The sequence below is a fragment of the Aquimarina algiphila genome (assembly GCF_007489275.1).
GTDB classification, from domain to species: domain Bacteria; phylum Bacteroidota; class Bacteroidia; order Flavobacteriales; family Flavobacteriaceae; genus Aquimarina; species Aquimarina algiphila.
The window spans coordinates 21,779-42,983 of record NZ_VLNR01000058.1; the positions used below are offsets into that span (position 1 = coordinate 21,779).

The 21,205-nt window shown below is 32.7% G+C and carries 20 protein-coding genes; 2 read left to right on the plus strand and 18 right to left on the minus strand.

Translation table 11 applies throughout. The features are described 5' to 3' along the window. Window positions 1–149 precede the first annotated feature (149 nt). From FOF46_RS22325 to FOF46_RS22395, 15 genes are all read right to left on the minus strand, one after another. Window positions 150–2,015, minus strand: a complete 1,866-nt coding sequence (locus FOF46_RS22325) for an AAA family ATPase (RefSeq protein WP_143917979.1) — start codon at window positions 2,013–2,015, stop codon at window positions 150–152. A gap of 428 nt (window positions 2,016–2,443) precedes the next feature. Then, entirely contained in the window at window positions 2,444–3,796 is a 1,353-nt protein-coding gene (locus FOF46_RS22330; protein WP_143917980.1) for a ricin-type beta-trefoil lectin domain protein, read from the minus strand. A 463-nt stretch (window positions 3,797–4,259) separates the two neighbouring features. Further along, on the minus strand, window positions 4,260–4,943 hold the full coding sequence (locus FOF46_RS22335) for a hypothetical protein (RefSeq protein WP_143917981.1): 684 nt from the start codon (window positions 4,941–4,943) through the stop codon (window positions 4,260–4,262). Window positions 4,944–4,961: 18 nt separating this feature from the next. Next, window positions 4,962–6,098: an ankyrin repeat domain-containing protein gene (locus tag FOF46_RS22340; RefSeq protein WP_143917982.1), complete on the minus strand. Its 1,137-nt coding sequence runs from the start codon at window positions 6,096–6,098 to the stop codon at window positions 4,962–4,964. Window positions 6,099–6,179: 81 nt separating this feature from the next. Beyond that, the gene (locus FOF46_RS22345) at window positions 6,180–6,494 is read right to left on the minus strand and encodes a hypothetical protein (protein ID WP_143917983.1); all 315 of its coding nucleotides are present in this window, start codon (window positions 6,492–6,494) and stop codon (window positions 6,180–6,182) included. Between the two features lie 451 nt (window positions 6,495–6,945). Beyond that, entirely contained in the window at window positions 6,946–8,091 is a 1,146-nt protein-coding gene (locus FOF46_RS22350) for an NAD-dependent epimerase/dehydratase family protein (protein ID WP_143917984.1), read from the minus strand. A 207-nt stretch (window positions 8,092–8,298) separates the two neighbouring features. Next, window positions 8,299–8,496: a hypothetical protein gene (locus FOF46_RS22355; RefSeq protein WP_143917985.1), complete on the minus strand. Its 198-nt coding sequence runs from the start codon at window positions 8,494–8,496 to the stop codon at window positions 8,299–8,301. Window positions 8,497–8,557: 61 nt separating this feature from the next. Further along, complete coding sequence (locus FOF46_RS22360; protein ID WP_244299714.1) at window positions 8,558–11,065, minus strand: glycoside hydrolase family 3 protein; 2,508 nt, start codon at window positions 11,063–11,065, stop codon at window positions 8,558–8,560. A 305-nt stretch (window positions 11,066–11,370) separates the two neighbouring features. Next, entirely contained in the window at window positions 11,371–12,336 is a 966-nt protein-coding gene (locus FOF46_RS22365) for a hypothetical protein (protein WP_143917986.1), read from the minus strand. Between the two features lie 149 nt (window positions 12,337–12,485). Next, the gene (locus FOF46_RS22370; protein WP_143917987.1) at window positions 12,486–13,313 is read right to left on the minus strand and encodes a carboxypeptidase-like regulatory domain-containing protein; all 828 of its coding nucleotides are present in this window, start codon (window positions 13,311–13,313) and stop codon (window positions 12,486–12,488) included. A 152-nt stretch (window positions 13,314–13,465) separates the two neighbouring features. After that, window positions 13,466–14,560: a serine hydrolase domain-containing protein gene (locus tag FOF46_RS22375; RefSeq protein WP_109434753.1), complete on the minus strand. Its 1,095-nt coding sequence runs from the start codon at window positions 14,558–14,560 to the stop codon at window positions 13,466–13,468. A 62-nt stretch (window positions 14,561–14,622) separates the two neighbouring features. Continuing rightward, the gene (locus FOF46_RS22380; protein ID WP_143917988.1) at window positions 14,623–15,396 is read right to left on the minus strand and encodes a hypothetical protein; all 774 of its coding nucleotides are present in this window, start codon (window positions 15,394–15,396) and stop codon (window positions 14,623–14,625) included. A 16-nt stretch (window positions 15,397–15,412) separates the two neighbouring features. Next, window positions 15,413–15,943 carry a DUF1572 family protein gene (locus tag FOF46_RS22385; protein ID WP_143917989.1) on the minus strand — a complete coding sequence of 177 codons (531 nt, stop codon included), beginning with the start codon at window positions 15,941–15,943 and terminating at the stop codon, window positions 15,413–15,415. Between the two features lie 46 nt (window positions 15,944–15,989). Further along, complete coding sequence (locus FOF46_RS22390) at window positions 15,990–16,352, minus strand: hypothetical protein (RefSeq protein WP_143917990.1); 363 nt, start codon at window positions 16,350–16,352, stop codon at window positions 15,990–15,992. 157 nt (window positions 16,353–16,509) lie between these two features. Continuing rightward, entirely contained in the window at window positions 16,510–16,959 is a 450-nt protein-coding gene (locus FOF46_RS22395) for a GNAT family N-acetyltransferase (RefSeq protein ID WP_143917991.1), read from the minus strand. Window positions 16,960–17,102: 143 nt separating this feature from the next. Here FOF46_RS22395 and FOF46_RS22400 point away from each other — a divergent pair, with 143 nt between their 5' ends. Continuing rightward, window positions 17,103–17,444, plus strand: coding sequence for a hypothetical protein (locus FOF46_RS22400; protein WP_143917992.1), 342 nt, complete (start codon window positions 17,103–17,105; stop codon window positions 17,442–17,444). 90 nt (window positions 17,445–17,534) lie between these two features. On the opposite strand, the gene FOF46_RS22405 is transcribed toward FOF46_RS22400, so the two are convergent. The 3 genes from FOF46_RS22405 to FOF46_RS22415 all read right to left on the minus strand — a co-directional run bounded on the left by FOF46_RS22405 (window position 17,535) and on the right by FOF46_RS22415 (window position 19,864). Continuing rightward, window positions 17,535–18,497 carry a radical SAM protein gene (locus FOF46_RS22405; protein WP_143917993.1) on the minus strand — a complete coding sequence of 321 codons (963 nt, stop codon included), beginning with the start codon at window positions 18,495–18,497 and terminating at the stop codon, window positions 17,535–17,537. Between the two features lie 54 nt (window positions 18,498–18,551). Next, on the minus strand, window positions 18,552–18,890 hold the full coding sequence (locus FOF46_RS22410; protein WP_109434760.1) for a hypothetical protein: 339 nt from the start codon (window positions 18,888–18,890) through the stop codon (window positions 18,552–18,554). 224 nt (window positions 18,891–19,114) lie between these two features. Continuing rightward, entirely contained in the window at window positions 19,115–19,864 is a 750-nt protein-coding gene (locus FOF46_RS22415) for a response regulator transcription factor (protein WP_143917994.1), read from the minus strand. A 266-nt stretch (window positions 19,865–20,130) separates the two neighbouring features. Here FOF46_RS22415 and FOF46_RS22420 point away from each other — a divergent pair, with 266 nt between their 5' ends. Beyond that, complete coding sequence (locus FOF46_RS22420; protein WP_143917995.1) at window positions 20,131–20,937, plus strand: RNA polymerase sigma factor; 807 nt, start codon at window positions 20,131–20,133, stop codon at window positions 20,935–20,937. Window positions 20,938–21,205: the final 268 nt, after the last annotated feature.

Consider the following 21,205-nt stretch of genomic DNA (forward strand, 5'->3'; position numbering starts at 1 on the left):
GTCATATTACTGCCAACGGTAACGTATAAGAATAGTAGCGGATTTTACGCACTTACTTTTCGGTTTGTTACTGTTGTTTGATTTATATTTTTCACTTTCGTTCCATCACTTAAACCGCTATTACTTATACCCCTTGTTGTACATAGTTTTTAATCTTCATTAATAGGTTTTTGAACAGGGATTAAGGAATCTATTTCTTCAAGAATATGACGAAACTTCTCCCAACTCTCTTGACTAATTTCTATTTGGTGATTATAAATGGCTTGAGAAAACTCTTCTTTTGACAATGCTTGGTTTAGTTTGTCTTGATTGTAAACATCATTATCGATTATAACTCTTTTTCCTGACTTTTTATAAGAACCAGCTCCTAGGTTTAAATTTTCCGAACTGTGTTGACATGTTCTTGTGTCAAACTCATCACCTATATAGAGTCTTTTTCCGGCCACCAGCGATTTTAGTTCATCATCATTAAAGAGAAATTCAGTTGAAATCCCATCAAGCTTAATCTTGAAGGAATGAACTCCATATTCTGGTTTATTCCTAATTTTAATGTTAGTATCAGAGTCAAAAATTCCGATCCAAACCATTTTTCTTCTTTCCGTATTTCCAGTTCTTGAAGAAATTTCATTAGCTAAAAATCTATTTAATTGGTCCTCACCTAAATCAGCATTAATATTCGTTCCGCAAACTGAATTTTCCAAATCTTCTTGGGTGCCGAATTTATAAAAATGTGTCTCATTAATATTTTCGAATTCATTTCGAGAATGGAAGTATTTTAATGCACCAATTATATATTTCCAATCAGTTTTACCTTCTGTTATAATTAGTAGGTCTTCATTGGAATCAAGCGAAGCTTCCAGATCATTAATTCTTTGTGCTTGATCCTCAATTTTGTCATAAAATCTCTTGTTAACTTTTTGCAGTTCCTTGTACTCGTCTTTACTAACTTCAATTACCCGCTGATTAGAATAATTCTTCTTAAATACTTCATAGAAAGTGGTGTCTTCAGGTGCGAGTGAAATAGTCGCAGGTGAGTGAGTTGTTATCACAACAATTATATCCTTGTCAAGATAGTATTTTTTCAAAACTGTGAATAAATTCTCGGTTAAAGAGGGATTGAGAACGGCATCTAATTCATCGAGTAAAAGAAGTTTTTTATCTTCTCCTTCAATTTTTCGCAATGAGGTGAAACATAATGATATTATCGTTTTTTCACCATCTGATAAATCTTTTAAATTTCTAGTTTCAGAATCAATTATATTACCTTCCTTATCAATAGAATAGAGTCTTGGAATCTCATCAAGTTCAGCATGAATGATCTTGTAATTATTTTTGAATCGATACTCTAAATTTAATTCCGAAAATAAATTATTTAATTCCGTCCAAGGCGGTGTTCCCAAAGAAGTCTTATCAAATGCAGGTCCATCAACTGCACCAGCATCTTGTCTACCCTGAGCAATAGCCATCGCATGGGAATAAAAAATAAAACCTATTGTATCGGTAAATTGATCTTCATTTCGCCATGTAAAATCACTTTGTCGCAATGTGTTTTTAAAGTCCGATTCAGATATTGTATTACTAACTTCTCCGAATTTTTCTTTTAAAATATTAATTGCTTTGATACATGAACTAGCGTATTGAGGTAAACTAGCAGGATTCAATTTTCCTTGCTTAAATTGATTATGCGCCTGATCAATTGCATTGGTCAATTGGACAGATGTAGATTTTATGATTTCAGGCAAGTTAAAATTATCTTTAAAGCTTTTAATTTCAATTTGGTTTTGATCAACTTTTTCACCGTCTATTTCAATCGAACTACTGATATTGATATGCTGAGTTGGATTTAGTGGATTATTAAGGTCACCTTGTTCACGACCTCTAATAATATTCATCAGTTGTGATTTCCCCGAACCATTAATTCCAGAAAGAACAATAATATTTCCTTGTAGCGAAGTAGCGAAGCCTTGATCAAAGGATTTATATTTTTGGTTAAGTTTTATTGTAATTTCACTCATGTTTTCCAATTATGTACAACAATGGTATATAATTACCTTGATAACTAAATACATCCATTTATCATCATTCATAAACGTATACTAGTCGAGTAATATTCATTTATTATCCTCTAAAATAAAGCAGTACATTTTACAAATTTTACGGTTATCCACAATGTGATGTAAAAAGTTTGTTAAAGTAAAAAAGAAGGGCTAGAAAAAATATTTCATTGTATTTCATTAAGGGAGTGAAAAGTTTAAAGTGAAAAACTAAAAGTGAAAAACTAAAAGTGAAAAGTTTAAAGTGAAAAGTGGAAAGTTTGGAGTCAGAGGTCGGGTGTCGGGAGTTGGATGTTAGAGGTCAGAAATCAGATGTGAGGAGATTACAAAATAATCCGGCACCATGCTTTATGCTTTAGACACCGGACTTCATACTTGACTACTTTCTATTAGCTAATAGTACAGACGCCATTGCCATTGGGACTCATCCATTGCCCCTCAATCGTGTCTCCATCAGAAAGGTTGAGTAAGTCTGTCCCCTTTAATTGACAGCCTTGGTACCAATCAGTATCAACCTGGTAAATCATAGAGATTGCCTGAGTACCCTTAGGAAATGTAAAAGATTGCTGGGGTCCCAGTGGTGCGATCTCTACGGCTTCCTGCCAAACAATCGGACTTGCCCTTAAATCAGTAGTGTAATTAAATTTTATTGTCCTTCCTGTAGGAGGGTTGTTAATATTATTTGTCAAAGTAACCAAAATAGGTTTTGGCAATTCTGCTGGTGGCGGTGGCGGCGGATTAACCGTCCCGGTTATCACTACATTAGAAATATTGATTGTACAGTCTTTTGCAGTGGTGCCCATTGCGGTATCCAATACAAAAAAGTAATCATTCCTACTCGTCAGTGTAGCTTTTCCAATGCTAGCGTTATTCGAATTAGATACTTCTACCTTAACATCATTAGTACCTGAATTTGTAAAAACAGCAGTTATGGAGCCCTTCCACGATTCTGAATCATTAAATATCTCAACTTGATGCGCTCCTGACGCACCAGCAAAGTTTGTGTTTAGCCCTGTGCTTGGACCATATTTGCTTTCAATAAAATCTACCTCTTGTGTTTGTTGCCAAGGTTTGTTATAGATCCAAAATGCAAGCCAGGCGGTACCAGTTGCTGCTTCATGGCAGGATTTGCATACATCAAAATCAAAAGTGATCTTGGTAACTCCCCCCTCGCCAAGGTTGAATAGTAATTTGTCTGCAGTACTCACAGTTCTGCAATCGGTACCTGCGATCATACTAATGCTATCTTCTGTGTAAGAGAAGTAAGATTGCCAGTCGGTATTGCATATACCTCCTTTTTGTATGCATCCTTCTGAGCCATTGTCGTGACAAGGAGATACTGTAAAGAAATAGCCAAAAGGTAGTTCCCATTTGGCATCTGAGCTCTTAGAGACATACACAATAGGCCCTTGTGACCCGCCCACTCCATTGTCTAGCAAATAGTCCTGATTATCCAAAAGGTAGAGCTGGGATGTCTTGCTATTGTACCCCCATGTTTGTAAAAACCCACTCGCTCCTTTTGCTGCTAAAGAAACTCGACTTCCGTCCTGTAATGAATTACTCGATACGCTCAAGCAGAGTTCTGGAAGAGAAGACTTTAATACAATATATCCATCACTTGTAAAATTCCATTCCTGAAAACCTCCAGAATTTTGATTTAGAACTGCAATAGGTGTGTTTGCAGTATTTGATGGTGCTGTAATAACTCCACCATTTTTATATTTTATGTAGCCGTAATTCATAGTTAACTTTTTTATTTATTCTTCTATAAAAACTGATCTGATTAAAAATAGGAAAGAGGTGTATAAGAAAATATTTCATTGTATTTCATGGTGGGAGAAGTCGGATGTTGGGTGTCGGATGTTTGGAGTTTGGTTTTGGATGTTGGATGTCAGAGGTTGGATGTCAGAGGTTGGATGTTGGGAAATAACAAAAACATCGGGCATCGTGCTTCAAGCTTCGGGCATTAAAATGGGGTTCAGAAGTCAGAGGTTGGAAGTCGGAAGACCGAAGACAGGGGTTAAAAAAACATCGGATACCGGTCTTTGTACTTCGGGCATTAAAATGAGGTCAGAAGTTAGAGGTTGGAAGTTGGAAGACCGAAGAAAGGAGTTTAAAAAAACATCGGACATCTGGCTTCGGGCATTAAAAGTGAGGATATGGATTGCAAACATTTGCTATCGGAATACTTTGTTGGTTGCAGGTTTATTCTTTTGTTAAATCTTTTGCTGTTCCTCCTATAAAATAATTTTTAGTCTGTAGGTTCCCTTGTTCTATATAAAACATTTGGTTTAAATAAACTACTTGAGAAAATAATTCTTTTTTTGTGAGTAATCCTTGTTCATAATACTCAAAAATGGTAAAAAATTCTTTTTCATAAGATGTTACAAGATTATCATTTGAAGTTTCAACTTCTTTAAGTTCAACATGATCTTTTTGATTAGGAATAGGGGCTTTGGAGGAACTGTTTTTTTCTTTTTTTAGTTTATCTTCAGATGATGAAGTAATTTTTAGCTTCTCATTTAAGAATTCAATAAATTTAGCTAATTCTTGAGCTCTGTTAGTATCTCTATAGTTAAACTCAATTTTTCCGTTTTCGACCCAAACAGATTCAAAATAACCGTGACATTTAGCTGCTATTAATTCAAGTTGTTTTTCTTGCAAAATTAAGTCAATATCAAATACATAAATATAAAAGTCTTTTACTTCGGATCTATCTATTAACTTTAGAATTGAATTTCCGTGTATTATGGAGTGTCCACTCCAATTAGCATGAAACGAAAGTATACCTTTATTCACTTTTGTTATATCAAATTTATTAGGATCTGTAACATATATTATTCTTGAAGAAGTATCTTCTTTTATCCCTTTATAAAAATGCTTATTCATACAAATTGTTATGATCTTTTATTTTTCTAATAGATTTATAATCTCTTTATTTTTCATAGCTATGGCTAATGATAAGGGCGTATGACTTTCTGCTTCTACATTTTTATCGGCTCCATTTTCTAATAAAATGCGAACGATTTCTTTATGTCCCATTTCTGAGGCTCTGTGCAAAGCAGTAAAACCTCTATTGTCCTTAGCATTTATATCAGCTTTATTTTCAATCAAAATATTGAGATGTTCAACTTTATTTGATTGTACAGCATTCATTATTGGGGTTGCTCCTTCAGTTGATTTTGTATTTGGATTAGCTCCTTTATCAAGCAACAAACTTAATACATTTGAGTCAGCGGTTATTGCCCATTGTAACGTTGAAAGGCCATCTCCCGCCAAACAATTAATATTAGTATTTCGATCTAACTCTAGGTTTATTTTATCTAGTTCACCTCTTGCAATTGCAATATGTAATAAAGAATGGGTTCTTAGTTTTAACGCTGTTTTATAGTTAAAGTCCTCTCCAAAATATCCGAAATGAGCCATGTTTCCATAAGTAGAAAAAGCCCACATTCCTGCCTGATCTGTATTGCTTGATAAGTCTTTTGGAATAGGAGCGGGGACTGTTTCATTTAAAGAATGACTATATAGTAAAAACATCAAAATGGATTCAGTCATTTTAGATGATTCATTATCAGTGAATTCGCCTGTTATTTCAGTTATTCTTAATTGGTTTTTTTCTTGAGTCGTTTTTGCAACTACAAAAGCTTCTCTCAACCAACTTCTAATAAATAGTAAACGATCATTAATAAAATAAATCGCCCATTTGTTTTCCATTGTTGATGGATTAAACAAAACACCCTCCTCAAGTTTTTCATCTGTTGAAATCGTTAAATCACTAGAAAATGTTCTTTTGGATTTGGGTGAATACTCTGTAAAAGCTGTTCCGTCTTCTTGACCATAAGAAATAGCATTTGTAGCCATTTTAGGATCTTTTGAAGTTGAAAGCATATTTTGAGAAATTGGTCTTAAATCCAAAATTTTCAAACCCCAAGGGTTTTGTTCTGGATTAATCCATTTCAAATTGTATTCACTGGTTTTCTTTTCTTCTTGCTCAGAACTTTTTTTTTGATTCCCTCCAAATAGTTTTTTAAAAAATCCCATAAATTTTATTGATTGTTTATAACGTTCTGTGAATAATATTTTAGTTACCTCAAATAATAGCTATGCTGTTTCTGTAAGTTTTTATTTAGTTTTATAAAAATCCCCATCTTTCCAGATTCTCCTGCCTTTATACTTTCCACAAAAGTCATAAAGTTCGATAAATTGATTTTGATAATCCCTACTATGTCGGAAAACCTGTATTTCTCTATCAACAATCTTAATCCTTCTAAATATTTTGTCTTCTGAAGAATCCATAGATACAAGAAATACAGATTTACGTTTTAATATAACTTTTCCGTTAGAGTTTACCACCTTATCTATCAATATAACTTTTTTGTGTGGTAATTTCCAAAACAAGAATTTCCGTTCTCTTTCGATTGTTTCTGTTTTGAGCACTAGATTTTCTGTTTCACAACCTCTATGTTCGGTTAAATGATCAATTTGATTGTTAAACAAAAACAAGTGAAATACTAAGGTGAATAATGTGATATTGATGTCTACTACTTTTTAATTAGTGCTAGCGATTTGTGAATGAAACGTAGCGAGTAAAAAGATACTATATTTTGGATTAAGCACAGCGTCTAATTTTGTATTTTGTTTTACTTATTTATAGACATGGATTATGAATTAGTGTCATCTGGGTGGAGAAGACCGAAGACAAAGATTACAAAGACATCGGGCATCGTGCTTCAAGCTTCGGGCATTAAAATGAGGGGCAGAAGTCAGGTATTGGGTGTTGGAAATCAGATGTTGAGAGATTACAAAATTATTGGGTATCAGGTTACTGTAAATTATGTTTACAATTTAGTTCAATAGTTTTTCAAACATTAGACGATTTTGTAAAAAACTACCTCTGTTTAGAAACCCACTTTTTGATTATTTCTTTCTCATGTTCTAATGAATAGTATTTCACCTGACCATCTGATTGTTTTCCAAAAATGATATCGTTTTTTGGATATCTGTATTTATATCCCTCTATCTGGTCCTTTATCATATCAACTAATGGTCTATGTACAAATCCTGCTTCTATGGCCTTTTGTACATTAAAATAATATGAGCCTTCTGGTTTTGGCTTCCAGAAAGGGACTACTTTATATGGTATAAGTCCGTTTTTAATTAAAAATTCACCATCGATCCAATATAATTTCTCTGGCATTGCAGTAGCATGAATAAGACTAGAAACATAATCTTTAAATGGCGTTGGTTCGCAGGCAATATTAAATTCTCCAAAAGTATTTTGATGAGAACAAAGCACAATAAAACTCACCAAGCTTTTAACATCAACAGCTTGTATATGGTGATTTTTTACATGAGGTAATAATATTTCGCCTCCTCTGTAAAAGCGTATAGGCCAAAAAGGTTCGTCTATGATATTGCTTGGATCTACACTTCTAAAATCTCGCATTCCATGAGATCTGTATATTGTATAATTATCTATTTGTTCTCGTATGGCTTCTTCGGCAAACGTTTTACGAAGTGCATAACGATGTTTCATTCCTTCTGCAATAGATTCAGGACGTTTAGGCAGAGATTTTAAAGGGTCATTTTCAGTAATAAATTTTTTGTTCCAATTACCATAAACAGAAATTGATGATATGTAGTGATAATGACCTATTCTACCTTTAAATTCATCCAAAAAGTCGGATATCGCCTTTGGTGATTTTTGCCAGGTATCTACAACAATATCCCAATAGGTGTCTTTGTATTTTTTGTCGATTGCTTTTAAACCTGCTTTATTTTCCTTTTCCCTATCACAGATTATGATGGGTAAATTGTTGAATAAATGTGTATTTGTCTTTCCCCTATTTAAAAGTGTGACCTCATAGCCAGAGGTTAAAAATTCCTTTACTATACTAGGCCCAAGAAATCCTCTTCCACCTAAAATCAGCACTTTTTTGGAATTGTCATTGTGTATTCCAAAAACATCAGAAGGACTTAGGAGGGTAAGTATTGAAGCAGCTCCTACAGTCTTTAAGAAATCTCTTTTATTCATGTTTTATTGCTTTTAAAGCAAAAAAAGGGATTTAAAAGTGGATATGGGAAGTCCTTAATTAATCTGTACTGATTTCTTTTTATATTTTTCAGGCGTTTCTATCTGTTTTCTTCTTAAGGTTATTGAAGAAGGCAGATTTAGAACTAAAGCCACACTCATAACCCAACCCTTCCAATATTAAGTCGTTGTTTTTTCTTTCCCTTTTGGCTAATGCAGTAACGCTTTTTTAAAATTAGGTATTTGATAAGTTCTGGCCACCCTTATAATATGGTCATATAATTCTGATAAAGACCATGTACCTTGAGAAGGACTTATAGATATTTGTTCACTGTCTGTTTTTTTTAACACTATTAGACATTCACTAGCTTTTTTATTGAACTTATCTATCGCCCTTAATTTCTTCATATTATCATGAATTACAAATAAATCGCCTTGCCTGTGACATTTTTATGGTAAAGCAAAAAAACTATTTACCATCGCACCCGGGCTTAGCATCAAGATCTGATGCAAGGCGAATATTGCTTAGCCCAATCTCGACACCTTCTCCAGCGGTAATCATTAATGCAGAGCTAATTTTGGTCATATCAAGACCAAGATTATCAAAGCAACTTAGGCTTATTCGATATTCTTTCCAATCATTGGGAGCGACGATGATATTAAGCGTTTTATCACACGGAGTGTCTGGACCACACATACCAATTTGTAGGGCTGCGTCGCTGGCTGTAAATGATTTTGCTGAGAACGCAAGTTCCATAGCACCATTGGATTGGCGAGACATATCACTTGGTGACGCCGCACTAACCCGTATTTGGTCACGATCTGATTTTGTCCATTGTATTCTTAATGCATCTTCTTGCGCATTGTGGTCGGTTTTACTAATTATCAACCCGCCTACAGATGTAGGGAAACTACCAATTTGTTTGACTAAATCGCCTGAACTTAACCATAATCCCCAAGGTGCAACAGGAGCTCCTTTGCTAAAAAACTCACCTGTAGAGACTACTTGACTATCTTCTAAGCCTGAATCTTCTGAAAGCTGATCAACTGTTGCAGTATCGGTATAAGAAAGACCATAACCCAGGGTAAACAATGGTTTAGCGTCTTCTGATACTACAGCACTCGACGGCCATGAGAATGATAAACGACCTGTAAAATCATAAGAAGGGTCTGTTTGAAATAATAGATCTGAGATACCTCCTCCTTCACTACCAGGTAGCCATGCAGCGATAAATGCATCTGACTGGTTGATTTCTGGGTTGGTCCATAACGGACGACCAGATAGAAAAACGGATACAACAGGAATGCCTTTACTTTTAAATTCTGTCAATGTATTTACATCAAAATCATTAGGAACAAAGTCGAGATTTTCGCGGTCCCCCTGAAACTCTGCATATGGGTTCTCTCCATAAATGGCAATTACAAGATCGGCAGTTACGCTTGTGTCTGCATTGGCAGAATAAATTACTTTACCACCTGCTTTGTTAACGACTTCTTTTATACCCTCTAGTATTGATTCACCATTAGGGAACTCATCGTTGGTATGACCTGTACCTTGCCATGACAAAGTCCAACCACCACATGCCTTGGAGATGCTTTCTGCTCCGTCGCCAACAACCATAATCGTTTTTGTAGCGTCTATTGGTAAAACGCTATTATTATTTTTAAGCAAAACCATGGACTCACGAACAGCTTGTCGTGCTATGGCTCTGTTTTTAGGAAGCCCCAGAAGGCTTTCATCTCCTGCATTTTTACGAGTACTTGGTGCACCTTTGGTAAATATACCCGAGGCAATTTTTACTCTAAGAATACGGCGTACTGCATCATCCAAACGAGTCATAGGAATTGTTCCGTTCTTTACATGTTTCAAAGTGCTTTCATATAAACCTTTCCAACTATCCGGAGCCATATACATATCCAGACCTGCATTAAGTGATTGTGGACAATCTGTATTGGTACAGCCAGGAACTTGACCATGACCGTTCCAGTCACCAACCACAAAGCCATTAAAACCGAGTTGACCCTTTAAGACGTCTGTTAACAGTTCTTTGTCACCATGAAGTTTTCTGCCTTGCCAGCTAGAGAAAGAAGCCATTACGGTTTGTACCCCTGCAGGTATTGCACTATAATATCCTGCTGCATGCACGTCACGTAATTCTGTTTCACTAATAAGAGCATCTCCCTGATCAACACCTTTTTCTGTAGCGCCATCAGCAAGAAAGTGTTTAGCACTTGATATAACGCGACCAGCTCCCATAAAACCTTCTTCACCAACACGGCCTTGTAGTCCATAGACAATGCGACTTCCATAGGATTTTACTATTTTAGGATCTTCAGAGAATCCTTCATAACTTCTACCCCAACGCGTATCTTGCGGTATGGCCAAAGTTGGAGCAAAGGTCCAATCGTGACCAGATACAGTAAGTTCGTGAGCAGTTACTGATGCAATTTGCTCAATTAAGTCAGGGTTGTTCATCGCACCAAGTCCAATGTTATGTGGAAAAACAATAGCTCCACTAAGATTTGTATGACCATGTACTGCGTCTATTCCCCATATACAAGGTATAGCAATCTCAACACCTTCTTTATCAATCGATGCGTTGTAATATTCATCAGCCATTGCCAACCAGGTTTTGGTATCAGCATATGGTAACGGTCCTGGTGCCGAATTACCACCACTTAATACAGAGCCTAATCGATATTGCTTAACCTCTTCTGGAGTAATAGATCCATTATCTGCCTGGATGACCTGACCTACTTTTTGTTCTAACGTTAGTTTTGGCAGTATTTCATCAATTTGTGCTTCTATCGATGGGTCTAGCGGCAGGGCTTTGATGGTTGGCCAATCTTTTGGATTTACAAGGTTGGTTGATTTTTCTACATCTGTAGTATTCTTTTTTTGAGTACAGCTTAAAACTAAAATAGAGAGCATAACTAATAGTGAGATAGATGAGGTCGAAGACTTGATAGTACGCATATTAAAAATTGGTATTGGTTGTGGTTAACATAAAATAAATGTGTAAGTTACATTTTTTCTTAGTGTGTGTAAAAAAGTATGATGGAGTTATTTTGAAATGTTTTTTTTGGATTTTGTATAATGTTCTTGCTATGATTGACATTGGGTTTAAAGGTATACCTGTTGGTTGAAAATTAATCTACTATATTTTACTACGATTGGGTATTATAGATACGGGGTATAAATAGGTGTTGTCTAAGAATAGAGATCATATGTAGTTAAACATAGACACATGAATTACAAATTTAAGAGATATTTATTATTCTTTATTCTTTTTTAAGGCTTGTATATAGCCTATTCCTTTTATAATTCTTGAGCTTATCATTTTTTAAATCGATCCCAATAAGTGATACCCAAAAGGCATCTGTATCAGGAATAAACTCATATGCAATATATAAATTTTCGGTTTCCATAGATATAGGTACAGGAAGCATTTTGGATATTGAATATTCATTAATTATAGAATCAATAGGATTCTTATTTTTAAATAAGTAAAAACATTCTTTCTGAATTTTGTTATTGTAAATACCAAATGACACAAAAGAAATGGTATCAGTATTCTTTATCATTTTATAATGAGCGTAAACATTGGAGGGATGAAAAGAATTTTTAATAAGTGTTTTTGCTAAGTATGTAGAATCTTTTTTAAATACAGAGGTTTTACTTAAAACAATATCATTATTAGACATACATAAGTAGTCTTCATCTTTATTAACAATCTTGGTTTTTTCATATGTAGCAATCACTTGACTTTCTAATTGATCAGAGAAATACTCATAATTTTTTCTAAATAATGTATCTATTCTTTCTTGATCATCATTTAATATTATGATTGTATCCAAACCCCTTACATCAAAATATTTTTGAGCTACTGATTTTTTAATTTTATACCTTTCGTGATCCTCAGTTTTTGATATTAACTCTCCTATATAGTCTTCTGTATTTCTGTGAAATGTATTGTGGAATGAATCAGGTACAGCGTCATTAAATGCTATAGAGATGTAATAGTCATCTTCTCCATACATCTTCTGCAACATCCCAATATAGATGGATTCTTCTTGTGTATACTCTGAATTTATTATATCGCTAGTTCTTTCTGGAGTTTCAACAGTTTTATCCTCTTTTGTTATAACAATTGAATTATCCTTATTTTGGTTTTTAATTTCCTTAGTACAAGAAATGCCTAAAAAAGATAGAATTATTAAAAGGTATTTTAATGTATTTGTATTCACGGTTTGTGTTTGGTTTATTGTAGAATTGTCTAAAGGAAATATTCTGTATAATCCAAGATAATAAATTGTAATGAATTAGAAATTAAGAATTCATAATTTGAGATTCTGAGATAAGTTCAAAGTGATAAGTAAATTATGATATATGTTTATCAGTTCAGACCATTCGATTTTTTATATGTGTTGCTTTTACCCTTAATATACTCCCAAATCTGTAATGGATTTTTGGTATCTGATGGTTTAGGGAAATCTGTTTGATGTATACAGAAACTAAGAAAATCTTCAATGTGAGTTTGTGGTATTCCTAGTTCTTTAGAATAGGCAACCATTGGAAACATATTGGCTATTTGTTTCTCTATTTTGATATGCTCATCCAATACCAACCGATTTTTAAGTGCTTTTGTTTTTCCCGAAATCCTATTCATGATTTTGTGAGTATTTACTGTGATTCCGACTCCAAAAGGACTGCCTTGTAGTTTTACAAATTTCCCGTCATCTGCTTCAAAAAGCAATCGTTCGTTTTTGGTTTTTACCTTCACTTTTGCTTGGGGTAATCCTAAAGAAGAAGAGTTGATAACAGGTTTGCTGTCAAACCGTTGAGCATCAAGATGTATGTTGCCGGTTAAATTGTGTGGTTGTATTATAACTTCATCCAGATCGATAACTTTTTCTTGTAGATCGATAAAAATCATCTTTTGATGTATCATAGCCTCTGTTACCATAATTTCTTTTGTTGAGTAATGGACAGCAGAAAACTGTAAGGTGTCGTTTACGTTAACTTCTAGTTTAAAAAGCCCTTTTGCATTGGTAATCGTGGTTTTTTTGGTGTTAAGGTTAATGATCAAAACATTGGAGATGTCATGATTAAGGCTTTGAACCTTACCTATTAGCTCTTCGACATGTTCCTGGGCACATCCAATAGATGAGGTCAATGAAACAAGTAATAATCCAAAAATCTTAAATAAGCGATCATTGCTCACATTTTGGGTATTAAGGTTTTATAAAAAACCTTAAAATTTTGGAGATGTTGCAATGATGATATTAGGTGAGAGATAGGGTTTGGGGTACGAAATGCAACATAAAAAGATACAAAATGTTGGTTTGACAGGTGCTAGCTAAAGTATGTACAACGTTATTTTTTTTTCACAAATGTTGGCAAGAATATATCTTTCATTATTGCAAATGGTAATTTATCTTCTTGTGAATTATATGCACCCCCTGTAAATACAGCCACCATATCTAATGTAGGAAAGATCATAATATACTGTCCGCCGTTACCCGTTGCGGTTTTAGAAATAACCATTTTCTCTTCTATTTTAAACGGAATATTCCACCAGAAATATCCATAGTCAATTCCTGTTATTTTTGTTTTCGGAGTGGTGGATTCCTCAATCCACTTTTGAGAAACAATTTGTTTTTCATTCCATAGACCGTTGTTGAGTATCAATTGTCCAATTTTGGCCATATCGCGAGAGGTCATATATAACCTTTTTCCTGAAGGGATAATCTCCTTATCTGAAGTATGCCCCCAATGTACATTGGTAATACCTAAATCATTAAATACATATTGATCTGCGAATTTGTCAATTGTCATTCCAGAAGCTTGACTTATTATTTCTGCAATCAGAATTGCACCCATAGAACAATAATTGGATACCGCTCCTGGCTCATTGATCATAGGTAAATTAAGTGTGTATTGAAGCCAGTCTTTTTTTCTGGAAACTTTATCTTCTTGCCCTTTTGATTTTTTATTCCAATCGTTACAATCAAGCCCGCTAGACATAGTTAAAAGATGTTTGATCGTAATTGTTTCTTTTCTGTTGTCAATATTTTTGGTGACAATAGGGTTTTTAAGATATTTTGATATGGGGTCATCCACACTAGCTATAAATCCTTTATCGATAGCAATTCCCATTAGTATGGATCGTATACTTTTTGTTGTAGAACGAAGATCGTGTGGTTGGTCTGCAGAGGTTGTATTGAAATACTCCTCGATAATTAGCTGATCATTTTTTATCAATAAAACACTATGTAGTTTGTTTTTTTGATTGAGTATTTGGCTGAATAATTTATATATCCTTGTTGTATCTATTTTTTGAGACTGTAAATTGTTCGTTTTCCATCCATCATTATGTTCTTTTGGTTGAGAATATAGGTAGGTGTTTTGTCCATAGCATAGTGTACTTATCAATAAGGTGAAAAATGTTAGTGTTGCTATGTTTTTCATAATAAATGGGTAATGATCTTGATCCAGGAACCAAGATCGGTTTCTATATTTAATTTTATGTATTAAAGAATACCACTTATAAAAATGGGTTCTATCATTAAACCTTCATATCCTGGTCTCATACCATAGGCTATAATTATTATCTTGTTCTCACTATAAAAATAGACGCTACCCACAAAATAATCTCTGTAACATTGATTTAATTTTAATTGGTTTTCAAAATCAAAGGCTGGTTTATCAGATTCGTCAGTGATTTTTAAATTAAATTTTTTAATACATTCAGAACAACCCAATCCATCCTCATCAATAGTTAATTCATCCACAATCATTGTGGAGAAATTAATATTAAATTGTTGGGAATCTGCCGTATTTGTAGTTCTAAATCTTTCACTACTTATAGGAATACTTAATTTACTATGTGATTCTGGATTACTTACGCAGTCATTGTTTTTTAATATGTACTCGTGAATAGGTTGATAATATGCCAAATAACCAGTATTGCCTCTTATTATATTGTACTTATCAAGAAACCGGTTATTAAAAGCAATCATACTTTTTAGTAGATCATTAACAACGAGTTTATTTGAGACACCAGGAGTTACGGGTTTGTATTCTTTTTCTAATTCGAGCGCATCTATTGTTTTGTTTTTTTTAACATCAACAATAACAAGTCTTCCTTTCCAGGTATAACTTTCACTGTATGGGGTATAGGTATATATGGCTAGAAAATTACCTGAATCTGAAAAACCAATCAATCTTGTATTAATAATATTTTCGGCATTGCAATTTATTTGAAATAGTACAATGACGATAAAGGAATATATAATTTTTTGCATGTTGATATAATTGATTTTATTTAGAATTTTTCTCAAATTCTAATCGGATATATTCATTTGATTTTCCTTTTGGTATTGATGGTGAATTCCATTTTTCATTTAAAACCATTTTCCCAATAAAAGCAATTTGACCGATATGATATGGGTAATGAGCAATTTGTCTAGTTATGTTTTCAATTAATTTGACTTTTTTATTTCTTATGAGAATTGGTTTGTGAAAATTACTTTCATTAATAGAGCCTAAAGCATCATAAAGACAATTCCATCCTTTCTCCCATTTTTCAATTAATTCTGAATATGTTAAGTTCTGAGTCTTAAATTCACTTTCTCGATCTCTCCACTCTTTTTCTCCGTCACTCTCAAAAAAATCTGTCCATCTGGATAACATATTTTCTGATACATGGATCATTATGCATGCAATATCATTACTTCCTTCATTATATTTCCAATATAAATCTTTCTCTGTTAATTGTGAAATTGTTTTATCTGCAACTTCCTTATAGGATTCGAATTGCTTCTTTATATTGTTTAGATATTCTTCTATCATTAGTCCTTACTTTATTTCTGTTTTTTTTATATAATGTTAGACTTTGTTACTGATTTTTCATTGCATCCAGATAATAATTATAACCTTCTAGCTCTTCTTTAGATACTTTTTCTACTTTCAACAATACGGGTTTATCCATTAAGAATCCTTCTTTTGCCATAGGAGCATGCCCGATTAGGAAATTTAAATCTGCAGAGTTTAAGTCATTTGGTTTGGTTTTAAATTCATCAGAATACATTCTTATATGCACTGCAAATTCATCTAATGCTAATATTTTTGATACACTATAAAATCCATTATCATTTTGGATTATATAAAACCCGTCCACTACTAAATCATTAGATTTTTCGGAACAACCTGTCATCACGAATACTCCAATAATCAATATTAGTTTTGAAATAATTCTCATACTACTTCTTTTTCTTAAGTCTACCGTTTAAATAAACTCAATTGGATTATTTTTTATTGATTTTATATAGCTAATCTACCGTAAGATTTACTATAATCCTAATGAAGAATTACAATCAATTTACAATGTTTTTCTAGTGAAGGATAAGCATATTTTGTTATAGAGATTTCTTAAAACCTTTATGTGTTGAAGAATCAAAGCCTAATTTTTCGTAAAATTTAATAGAATCGCTTCTATCAGATTCGGTTAAGAAGATCATTTGCGAGCACTTTCTTTTTTTTGCGTTATTTTCTAATTCGCTCAAAAGGCTTTTTCCTATTCCTTTTCCTCTATGTTCTTTACTCACAACAAAATTTTCCATAACGAGAAATGGTTTACATGCTCCGTACAATTCTTCACATATAACACCTTGTATGGTCCCGATTATTTCTCCGTTCATTTCTGCACCTAAAAAAATGTATTGAGAATCTTTTGAAACCCTCTTAAAGACTTCTTTCATTTTTGTGAGGTTCATCGCATCATTCCAAAATAGCGAATAGAGTTCTGCTACTTGATGTAAATCAGTTTCTTTGAGCCTTCTTATGGAGTAATCTAATTTGGTATTCATAGATATAAGTCTTGATAGTCTTAGAAGAGTGATTTTTCCTTCAAAATTAGGATAAAAACCCCATGTAAATTAGGTAAAAGACGGTTGTTTTTGTTTGGTTATAGATTTTATTTTATATCAAACAAAAACTAAATATATTTATTATGACAACAGTTGAATACATCAAAAAGTATGACATCGCCTATTATGGAGGAGGAAATAATAGTAAAAATTATGCATATAGAGCAATAATAGGACTAAGAAGAGATAACGGCAGCTTAATCGGTGCTGCTTATTTTCATAGAGATGCATCTACTCTTCCTAATACAGATTCGATGAGTGGTTCGGGATACATTTATGTACATTATAGCGAATCAGATCTTGAACGAATTGTAGATTTACTTCGTAACGAAGAACCCGTTTATGTGCGATATGTACCAGGTTGGGAGATGGCTTCTATTAATACATCATTAGAACCCATAGGAGAAGAAGAGTTTAACGGGTAAAGTCAGAGATTTTAATAAGCGCGGATGTTGAAGTCCGCGCTATTAGTATAGTGAACTTTTTTTACTTTAATGAGAAACAATAAAGTAATTTTATTTAACTGCATTTTGGTATAGTGAATTTCTAATTTGTTTTATGGTAATGTTTTTAGTTTTTATTCCTATCGTATTGCATAAATCGCAAACATCATTAAATTTAGAATTTAATATTTCTGAAAAGTCAATATCATCTTTAATAAAAGAAATAATTTTATTAAAACCTAAATTGGATAGAGCCCATAAATAAGGATCGTTTTCTGCAAAATCTATGATTTCTTCGAAGCTATTCTCTTTTAAGTTTCCAAGAATAAGTTCATTTTTCTTATTTACTATATATGTAGAGCAGCAAGGATATACATCTCCATTGGGCCATACAGAAAACACAAAAGATTTTTTTAAAGGACATCTCATAGCTTTAGAAGTAATTTTTTCTTTTATAATGCTGCCACAGCCTTCTTTATTTTCCGCATATCCTACTTGGGCAACATAATGAAAATCAACTTTAATCAGAGAAGTATTTGAGTCAATAAGTTTAGATAATATATTTTTACTTAGATATTTTTCAAATTCTTGCCTTTCATTTTTAAATAGTGTGACACTAAGTAAAATAGGAATGTTATGCATTAAAAGTTCTCTGATGAATACTATATAAATTTTTTGATCTGTAAATTTTAAATGGGAAGGATCAATACTAATGGTAATATCATTTATTCTATTTGAAACTAATTCATTAGCTACGGTTATTGCATATTCTTCTTTTTTTGTCCAACCAAGTCCAGTGGTTAACCCCCAAGGGATACCTGAGTCATTACATAATCTTACTGCTTCGAATAGTTTTTTTCTTCTTATTAAAGGTTCACCACCTGTAAATCCAACTTTTTTGAATTTTCTTGACTCAGCTGTTTTTAAAACATCAAATAAGAATGAATCTTTTAAATCTAATGGTTTAGGAGGAACGCAACAAAATGAACATCTTAATGGGCAATTGTCTGTTAAAGAAATGGCTAATGTATGCATGTTTTATAATTTATATAGCACGGTTTTTATAATGAAACCGCGCTATGATCATTTTTAGCTATTGACTACCCAACCACCATCTTTATATACTATATTCCAGCTATATGGATCAATATCGGAGTTGAATGGATGAATAGATTCTAGATCGTTAACCCCGTATTTTTTTAATAATTCTATTGTAGTGTTGATACCATCAAGTTGAGTGATAGCATCACTTGTACCCGGTTTTATAACAAAATTAGAAAGATTACCATTATCATCAGATTTGATAACTACATCAGTACTATCTTTAATAATATCTTTTTCTTTAAGTTTAGATGTGAGTTCAGAGAAGAACTCAGTCCTAGTTAGTCCATCGTTTTTTAGTTTGAGATTTAGTTCATTTAAATCCATAATCAATTAAATTAGATATTACCTACTCTATACAGTTTTCGGCTTCCCTGTTTGTTTTAACATAAAAAGATCGTATTCCTTTTTTACAATATTTTTGGTAAATCAGTAGTACTTAGATTTTGGTGTTGATCAAACATGGTATACAAATGACTAATTCATTTTTAAATACTTGAATCAAAAGAAGTTATTATACCAGGGTTTATCAATACCCGATATTGGGTATTTTAGTTTTTAAAAGCTTTAAGAAAGGCTAAGAGGTTACTTTTATTCTGGATTTTTAATTTAGCTTTTGTATTTTTCCAATGGGTTCTTACCGTATGAAGAGAGATAAATAACTTTTCGGCTATTTGTTGATGCTTTTTGCATTCTGCAATTAGAGATAAGATTTCTTTTTCTCGCTGAGTTAGTAAATGATATTTGTATTCATTTTCCAGGATAAATTGTTCTTGTTCTATAGATTCATTAAGGAATTTTAAGGTAGATTTTATGTTTTGACAAGGCAGCTTGATAATCATATTTCCTTCTTGATCTACTCCTTCATAAATAATTTTACTTTTTTTATAATTTCGGGTATTTTCAACTGAATTAGTAAGCCATTGTCTTGCTTCTTGCTCTGTAGTAAAATGTATTGGAACAATGCAGGACTTTGTTTTTTCGAAAGAATTGATTACACTAACATGCGCTAAAATATCTTTACTAACTACAAAAGCACATTTCTTGTTACCGTATGTATAGCAAGGTTTATTAACCATTTCTTCAATCCATAGCTGTATAGTTTGATCTAAGTGCAAGGTGAATTTTTGTTGTAACCATAATGTATACATTGGTCTAAACTCCTCATAAAATAAAGTATAGGCTAACATTTCTTTTTTAAAATCATTGATACAGTCTGGTGAATTATACCAATATTGTATAAATAGACTGTTTTGGACTTCATAGGTAATCGCTAGATATTTCCCCTTGTAGATTTTCATTTAATTTTAACTAACAAAATGATATAGTACAATATGTTAGCATTATATCTATTTTGCGTTTGTAACCCCTTGTAAATGTGTTGTATAAAGATACACTGCTATTTTTTCTTTTTTTTACGGGATTCCATATTGAAGAATGAAAAATTTAAAGACACGAACAGAGCGTACCAAATTACTTTGATGTTATAGGTTTATTCTTATACTTTACTTTTTTCTATACTATTTGTCACACTTCGTATCTTTTGAATGTCTAACTTATAGAAGATATGAATGAACATCTAAAAAAACGTATTGAAAAAGCTAATTTGGGTGATAGAAAAGCACTTGAATCAGTTATTATTGAGGTTAAAGATTTGGCTTATAATCTTTCTTTGAAAATGTTACTCTTTCCAGAAGATGCAAAAGATGCCACACAAGAAATACTAATCAAAATAGTAACTCATTTAAGCACTTTTAACTATAAAAGTCAATTTAGAACTTGGGTGTACAGAGTGGCTACCAATTATTTACTATCCTACAAAGGAAAACAGGCGAGAGAATTTGCAATGCCATTCGAAGACTATTCTGATTTAATCGATTTGGGGCAGTCTGATATCGTTAAATATTCTAAAAACGATGGTGAACTTTTACTGTTGGAAGAAGAGGTTAAAGTGAGTTGTACACAAGGACTTCTTTTGTGCCTGAATGAGTTGGATAGGATTGTTTACATATTGTCAGATATTCTTGAGTTTAATAGTATTGAAGGCTCAGCAATAGTTGCAATTACAGCCGAAAATTTTAGAAAAAAATTATCTAGGTCAAGAGCTAAAATCAGAAATTTCATGAACAATAAATGTGGTTTGGCAAATCCTGATAATCCTTGTCGTTGCAAAAAGAAAATAGATTTTTTAATAGACAAAAATATGATTAATCCTAAAGATCTGAGGTTTGCAAAAAGTTCAAATCGCAGTATTGATTTGGTACAGAAGATAGGTGTTTTAGAAAAATCAGTTGCCATTTATCGTTCAACTCCGGATTTTCCAACTCCTCAAGCCATATTAGAAGAAATTAAACAAACACTAAATATTAATTGAAGTGAGTAACACTAATTTTAACCTAAAACAATTCATCATTATTACGTTGATAACAAGTATTTGGATAAATGCTTCTGAAGTATTTCGATACTTCGTTTTAGTTATGTCCAGAATAAAATCATTTTTTGAAAACAAAGCTGGTTGGAGATTCCTATGAAATTGACCCGGGTATTCCTGTTTAAATAGAGCATAGCAAAACAGTTCCCAAAAGCGTGTTTATTTCAGTGTTAAAATTACGATTTTTTTCTTTTTCTTCTCATCGACTCTC

Bases quoted from the DNA above. Each gene is read 5' to 3' on its own strand.
- FOF46_RS22325 (WP_143917979.1), bottom strand. From the start codon at position 2,015: ATGAGTGAAATTACAATAAAACTTAACCAAAAATATAAATCCTTTGAT.
- FOF46_RS22330 (WP_143917980.1), bottom strand. From the start codon at position 3,796: ATGAATTACGGCTACATAAAATATAAAAATGGTGGAGTTATTACAGCA.
- FOF46_RS22335 (WP_143917981.1), bottom strand. From the start codon at position 4,943: ATGAATAAGCATTTTTATAAAGGGATAAAAGAAGATACTTCTTCAAGA.
- FOF46_RS22340 (WP_143917982.1), bottom strand. From the start codon at position 6,098: ATGGGATTTTTTAAAAAACTATTTGGAGGGAATCAAAAAAAAAGTTCT.
- FOF46_RS22350 (WP_143917984.1), bottom strand. From the start codon at position 8,091: ATGAATAAAAGAGATTTCTTAAAGACTGTAGGAGCTGCTTCAATACTT.
- FOF46_RS22355 (WP_143917985.1), bottom strand. From the start codon at position 8,496: ATGAAGAAATTAAGGGCGATAGATAAGTTCAATAAAAAAGCTAGTGAA.
- FOF46_RS22360 (WP_244299714.1), bottom strand. From the start codon at position 11,065: ATGCGTACTATCAAGTCTTCGACCTCATCTATCTCACTATTAGTTATG.
- FOF46_RS22375 (WP_109434753.1), bottom strand. From the start codon at position 14,560: ATGAAAAACATAGCAACACTAACATTTTTCACCTTATTGATAAGTACA.
- FOF46_RS22380 (WP_143917988.1), bottom strand. From the start codon at position 15,396: ATGCAAAAAATTATATATTCCTTTATCGTCATTGTACTATTTCAAATA.
- FOF46_RS22385 (WP_143917989.1), bottom strand. From the start codon at position 15,943: ATGATAGAAGAATATCTAAACAATATAAAGAAGCAATTCGAATCCTAT.
- FOF46_RS22390 (WP_143917990.1), bottom strand. From the start codon at position 16,352: ATGAGAATTATTTCAAAACTAATATTGATTATTGGAGTATTCGTGATG.
- FOF46_RS22395 (WP_143917991.1), bottom strand. From the start codon at position 16,959: ATGAATACCAAATTAGATTACTCCATAAGAAGGCTCAAAGAAACTGAT.
- FOF46_RS22400 (WP_143917992.1), top strand. From the start codon at position 17,103: ATGACAACAGTTGAATACATCAAAAAGTATGACATCGCCTATTATGGA.
- FOF46_RS22405 (WP_143917993.1), bottom strand. From the start codon at position 18,497: ATGCATACATTAGCCATTTCTTTAACAGACAATTGCCCATTAAGATGT.
- FOF46_RS22410 (WP_109434760.1), bottom strand. From the start codon at position 18,890: ATGGATTTAAATGAACTAAATCTCAAACTAAAAAACGATGGACTAACT.
- FOF46_RS22415 (WP_143917994.1), bottom strand. From the start codon at position 19,864: ATGAAAATCTACAAGGGGAAATATCTAGCGATTACCTATGAAGTCCAA.
- FOF46_RS22420 (WP_143917995.1), top strand. From the start codon at position 20,131: ATGAATGAACATCTAAAAAAACGTATTGAAAAAGCTAATTTGGGTGAT.